General features: G+C 44.8%; 7 protein-coding genes and 4 tRNA genes. 1 reads left to right on the forward strand and 10 read right to left on the reverse strand.

What is annotated here, in order from left to right; genetic code table 11:
- The coding region (locus ASV53_RS18895; RefSeq protein WP_205049212.1) for a DUF3108 domain-containing protein at positions 1-767 on the forward strand (767 nt) is incomplete at its 5' end.
- Positions 768-820: 53 nt separating this feature from the next.
- On the opposite strand, the gene ASV53_RS18900 is transcribed toward ASV53_RS18895, so the two are convergent.
- From ASV53_RS18900 to ASV53_RS18945, 10 genes are all read right to left on the reverse strand, one after another.
- A complete protein-coding gene (locus ASV53_RS18900; RefSeq protein ID WP_094958235.1) occupies positions 821-1,072 on the reverse strand; it encodes a hypothetical protein in 252 nt (83 codons plus the stop codon).
- Positions 1,073-1,077: 5 nt separating this feature from the next.
- Positions 1,078-1,635, reverse strand: a complete 558-nt coding sequence (locus ASV53_RS18905; RefSeq protein WP_094958236.1) for a gamma-glutamylcyclotransferase family protein — start codon at positions 1,633-1,635, stop codon at positions 1,078-1,080.
- 8 nt (positions 1,636-1,643) lie between these two features.
- Positions 1,644-2,624, reverse strand: coding sequence for a 5-oxoprolinase subunit C family protein (locus ASV53_RS18910; protein WP_094958237.1), 981 nt, complete (start codon positions 2,622-2,624; stop codon positions 1,644-1,646).
- Positions 2,612-3,337: a 5-oxoprolinase subunit PxpB gene (gene pxpB / locus ASV53_RS18915; RefSeq protein ID WP_094958238.1), complete on the reverse strand. Its 726-nt coding sequence runs from the start codon at positions 3,335-3,337 to the stop codon at positions 2,612-2,614. Before pxpB ends, ASV53_RS18910 begins: the two co-directional genes overlap by 13 nt.
- On the reverse strand, positions 3,334-4,074 hold the full coding sequence (locus ASV53_RS18920; protein ID WP_094958239.1) for a 5-oxoprolinase subunit PxpA: 741 nt from the start codon (positions 4,072-4,074) through the stop codon (positions 3,334-3,336). Before ASV53_RS18920 ends, pxpB begins: the two co-directional genes overlap by 4 nt.
- A 222-nt stretch (positions 4,075-4,296) precedes the next feature.
- Positions 4,297-4,596: a YMGG-like glycine zipper-containing protein gene (locus ASV53_RS18925; protein ID WP_094958240.1), complete on the reverse strand. Its 300-nt coding sequence runs from the start codon at positions 4,594-4,596 to the stop codon at positions 4,297-4,299.
- Between the two features lie 581 nt (positions 4,597-5,177).
- Positions 5,178-5,253 (reverse strand) — tRNA-Gly (locus ASV53_RS18930).
- Positions 5,254-5,282: 29 nt separating this feature from the next.
- Positions 5,283-5,369, reverse strand: a tRNA-Leu gene (locus tag ASV53_RS18935).
- 108 nt (positions 5,370-5,477) lie between these two features.
- Positions 5,478-5,553: transfer RNA gene (locus tag ASV53_RS18940), tRNA-Gly, on the reverse strand.
- Positions 5,554-5,566: 13 nt separating this feature from the next.
- Positions 5,567-5,640: transfer RNA gene (locus ASV53_RS18945), tRNA-Cys, on the reverse strand.
- Positions 5,641-5,728 lie beyond the last annotated feature (88 nt).

Below are 5,728 nucleotides of genomic sequence, written 5' to 3' on the forward strand. Positions count from 1 at the left end.
TCATTTTTAGGACGGTTTTTTTGCGTTTTTTTATCATACTTATCTTTCTTTTTTCGCCTAACTTCTCTGTGCAAGCCATCCCTTTGCCCGAGCTTCATCAGTGCAATAAAACGCTGACTTATCAGCTGTACTTCAGTGGCCTAAAAGTAGGAACGCTGTCTCGACATGTACATTGGCGTGGTAATAAAGCAAAAGTGTATGCCTACGGGAATGCCGATGTTTTAGTCACCTCGAGTAAATACAAAAACCAAACCGAAATGGAATGGTCTGATGCACAACAATCATTTATTACCCACTCTTTTAATCAGAGCGTAACGGGCTTACTTTCACGTAAAGCCACAGGGACATTTAGCGCCAACGGCCAGCAAGCAACCATTATAAAAGACGGTGAAACCACCCAGTATAATGACCCTGATTTCCCTCTGCTTGATGGGGATACTCTTGGTGCACAACTTCGCTTATTACTGATCCAAGGCAAAACGAAATTTGATTTCAAGATGCAAAGTACAAGCAAGGTTAGTCACTATTTCTTTGAAGTATTAGGATCAGAAAAAATCACCACGCGCTATGGTGAGGTAGAGACCTTAAAAGTAAGACAAACAGAAGTAGACGATAGGCAAATAGATATGTGGTTTGCACCGAGCCTTGATTACCAATTGGTCAAAGCAAAATATAAGCGCAATATCCTTAAATTAGAAGCCGAATTGGTTAGCATGAAAAAAGAATGTCCACCAACCCTTTCAGCAAAAGCTACGCCAACCAAGTAATGAGCATACCCCGAATAACAAAAGCCAGTAGCAATCAGTACTGGCTTTTTCAATTATTTAGCAAACACTTTGCCACCAATCATTTTAAAGGCTGGCGTACCTCTTACCAAAGTATCTCGCGCAAATTCAGTCTCGCACTGAGGGCAATGACAGGCTTTAGCCGTAAAATCTGTTGTTATACGTTCTTTAAAACATTTAACTAACGCACCTTTGCCGCCTTTACGATATTTAAATAACTGTGTTTTACAATTAGCACAATACACGTCTACGGTTTTGGTTGGGCCTTTCTTATTTGGTTTTGCCATCGGGATTACACGCGAACAGAACGAAGAAGCTGATCAATAATCGGCAGGTGAGCATCAACAACCCCTGCCATGTTGCCATATTTAGGCTGATGACGATCATTTTCGAAAGCGTGATGCCAACCTTGGGTTGAAGAGACAAAATACTCGGCAAAAGAATCAGAGATAGATAAACAGCCAGCTAAAACAGTATCTACATAGGTCTGCATGATAGGCTGGACGGCACAAGGTGCGAGTGGTTCATCTTTCACGTAAACCCACACATCACCAGCAAGTGATTGTTCACAGTTTTGTAGCGCGACATCTTGGCTATCAATCTTAATTCGGTGATAACCATGCTCTCGCTTATCAAATTCAGCCAGCGCAGATCTGTCTACCTCGACAATAACCCCATTGCATTGCCCTGCTTCAGGAACGACAATCAATGGCGAAATTTTGTAGCTACCATCCACTTTGCTCCAGTGACGCTGTAAGCCATTCACCATTGCTGGTGTTGCACGGCCTGTTTGTCCTGTTCGTGAACGGGAATGATCATTGATCAAGCTACCATAGCCAAAGATATACATTGCTACTCCTAAAAAGACAGACCAAAGAAGCGCGAAAACTGTTGCCATTCTTGCGTTAACAAACTGACATCACCACGCTGAAACCTCACCACTTTACCCGGTGGCGATTGAGCCAGTTTAGCCATATCTACACGTGCTACACAACCTATTTTCGGGTATCCCCCTAATGTTTGCCTGTCATTCATCATCACAATGGGTAACCCATCAGGTGGTAGCTGCACAGCACCATATGCAATCCCTTCTGATATAATCCCTTGGCTTTCTTCCCCTAGCGACTCACCTTCAAAACGGCATCCCATTCGATCACTGTGGGGGCTCAATGTATAGCTGTTAGTATAAAAGTGCGTTTTAAACGTCGAAGAAAACTTTTCAGCTTGATACGATTCAATCACCCGTAAAACTAACGGTTGGCTGTAATCGGGAATACATCGACTTGGTGCTGAAAGTGGCAAAAAGTCACCCTTCGGAACATGATGCGCCTCGCTAACAGATAGCTGTTCACCAATGGCTAAAGGTAACCCTTGCTGCTGCCCGTGCTGCTTTTCATGCAGTAAACCGCCTAACTGGTTACGTACTACTGTCGACACACTACCTCGTACAGGCACTACATTGAATCCACCTTTGACCGCTAAATATGTTCGTAATCCAGCTCGAGGATATCCTAAAGACAGAGTTTCACCCTGGCGTAATACAAATGTCTGCCACGGTATAACTGCAGCGCCATTTACTGACTCGCTGCTAATTGTCGCACTGCAATCCGCCCCCGTTAATACACAACAAATATTCGCATCTGTTGTAATACTTAACTGACCAAATGTAATTTCGAGTTGCGGGGCATTCGCATCATTCGCTAATAAGTAATTCGCCCAGCAATAACCATGCATGTCGGCAGCGCCACCTTGGCTTAAACCAACAGCAGCAACACCCAATCGCCCTGCATCTTGAATTAAGGTATGCATGCCAGCTTTGAGTACATTTATTGTTGCCATAACTGCCCACCTAGCGCGATATACGTTTGACGATCGATCGGTTCGAACTGCACCTGATCACCAATATCAAAAGGTGACATAGGATCAGTATTTGGATCAAAGAGAGACTGCGGGCAATTACCAATAATCTGCCATCCCCCAGGAGAATTTGCAGGGTAAATGGCCGTTTGTTCGTTCGCTATTCCTACACTTCCGGCAGGAACAAAATGGCGAGGAGTTACTAAACGAGGTGTCGCTATACGCGCATCAACGGACGCTAAAAAAGCAAACCCCGGAGCAAAACCAATAGCACAAACAGTATAACGTTGCTGACTGTGAGAACGGATTACTTCATCAATCGTTACTTGCGCATGCTCAGCTACCGTCACTAAATCAGGCCCTACACTCACATCGTAATACACAGGCAAAACAATTTGCTTCCCCTGCAATACAGCTGTTTTGCTGAGCTTTTTACTATTTCCCATAAAATCACAATCTTGATAGATTTTCTCTAACTGGGCAATAAATCGCCCTATCTCAGGCTCGGCACAGTGTTCAGGGGATAGTTGTAATAACAACGAACAATACGATGGGGTTATCTCAACCACAGCAGGTGATAGCACCTCCTTGATCCGTTGAACGTAATGCGCGATTTTAGCCGCTAGCTCAACATCTATCTTGTCAGCAAAATAAACCATCAAGGTTGTTTCTGATATTCGCTCAATACGCATCATGGTTTGATCACCTCATGCAGCGTCTGAATTAAGGCGATTGAGGCATCGTTATCGCCATGGACGCAAAGCGAATCCGCTCTGAGTTGAAGCTTCGAACCGTCAGAGGTTGTGACATAACCTTGAGTAAATTCTTTCGCTTGCTGCACGATACGATCGCGATTGTGGTAAACCGCTTCAGGCTGAGAACGTGGAACAAGAAAACCTTCTGGCGTGTAAGCACGATCCGAAAAGGCTTCAAATAACAACGCCACCTTATATTGCTCGGCAATACGCAGATAGTTCTGGTTATCAGGTCGCGATAAAACCATGAGCTTTATCGGAGGGATAAATCCTGAATTCATCCCTGCTATCGCTTTTAATATCGCAATAAAAATAGATTCATCCGCCATCATATCGTTATATAAAGCACCATGCGGCTTCACATAGCTAATTTGTTGACCGTGCAATTGGCAAATAGCGTTTAACGCACCCGCCTGATACGCCACCAGCTGTGTGATAGATTCTGCACTGTGGGGAATACTTCGCCTGCCAAACCCTTCCTTGTCGTTATAACCAGGATGCGCACCAATTTCGACGCCATACTGACAAGCACAAGCAACCGTTTTAGCCATTACATCAGGATCGGAAGCATGAAAGCCGCAGGCGATATTTGCCATATTGATCCATGGCATAACAGCATCATCACGCCCCATAAGCCAAGGGCCAAAACTTTCTCCCATATCGCAATTAAGCTTCATGACACGCCTCACCAAATGTTAACTGATTGTTTACATTAAATGATAAGCGGAAAAGAGTTACAAGAATAACAACCTGAAGATGAGATATTTACCATTAGCAATTTTAAAGCTGGTGCTGGACTGTCATGTCGATACGACCTTTACCACTCCTTGGCAAAGGCACTTACATCACAATAACTTAAGTGACAGTTTGTAATCATTCGTTTATGCGTTTCAACTGAGTTATTCGCTAAGAAGAATATCCGCTTCGATGTAATCCAAGTCATCTTGGTACTCAACTTCATCAATAACGGCATCTGTTATTGCATCATCACACTCCACATCAGCATAAGCACCACCCACTACACCAAGTGCACTACCCGCTGCTGCACCAGTTGCTGTATCTCCTGCGATTGCGCCTACAACACCACCGACAACAGCGCCTTCGACAGCATCAGTAATGACATTCCCACCACTGCACACTGCCCAAGACGAAGAACTGAATAATACGGTGAGTAAAAGTGCTGCGATTTTTGTTTTCATATTACGTAAACCTTACCTTTGTTTAGATAGCACTTAAGGTAAATAATTTAATGCATTACAACCAATTAGGTTCTGTAAGTCGCACTTACAGTCATAGGGAAGTTGTAAAACGGTTCGGTGGTTTATGACAAGGATGGAGTGGAGGTGAATAAGTTCAGTTCCGCATGAAAATAGAGATACCATCATAAATCGCAGGCAGTAAAAAGCCCCGTCATTTCTGACGAGGCTATGTATTTGGGGGAAAAGCTTGGAGCGACACACGAGGCTCCCGATTTTCAAGGAACAGGCGTGACCTCAACCTTGGCAAGGTTGCGCTCAACCTACTAAGCAAGTGCCGTATAACAACAGGTATCGTCATAAATCGCAGGCAGTAAAAAGCCCCGTCATTTCTGACGGGGCTATGTATTTGGGGGGAAAGCTTGGAGCAACACACGAGGCTCCCGATTTTCAAGGAACAGGCGTGACCTCAACCTTAGCAAGGTCGCACTCGACCAACTAAGCTAGTGCCGTATAACAACAGATATATCATCATAAATCGCAGACAGTAAAAAGCCTCGTCATTTCTGACGAGGCTTCTTATTTGGAGCGACACACGAGGCTCGAACTCGTGACCTCAACCTTGGCAAGGTTGCGCTCTACCAGCTGAGCTAGTGTCGCATTGCTGCATAAATGCAGACTTTAATAGATGGTGCCCCGGGCCGGACTTGAACCGGCACAGCGCGAACGCCGAGGGATTTTAAATCCCTTGTGTCTACCAATTCCACCACCAGGGCACGCAATTCTTTATTGCGATGCTCCTAACCAATGTGCTCTTAATAAGAGCGGTTAGACACCATCTTACAAGTAGTCTGCCAATGTAACGTGACTACTTTTACAAAATTTGGAGCGACACACGAGGCTCGAACTCGTGACCTCAACCTTGGCAAGGTTGCGCTCTACCAGCTGAGCTAGTGTCGCAGATCAAATCGAATGGAGGCGCGTCCCGGAGTCGAACCGAGGTACACGGATTTGCAATCCGCTGCATAGCCACTCTGCCAACGCGCCATGCCTTCTTTCGATTTACCGCTTAAGAAAGTAACTCTCCGTTGCGGTATGGGATGCATTCTACGGATTGTTGCGTTTGAGTCAACAG

It is taken from the genome of Photobacterium sanguinicancri (genome assembly GCF_002265265.1).
GTDB classification, from domain to species: domain Bacteria; phylum Pseudomonadota; class Gammaproteobacteria; order Enterobacterales; family Vibrionaceae; genus Photobacterium; species Photobacterium sanguinicancri.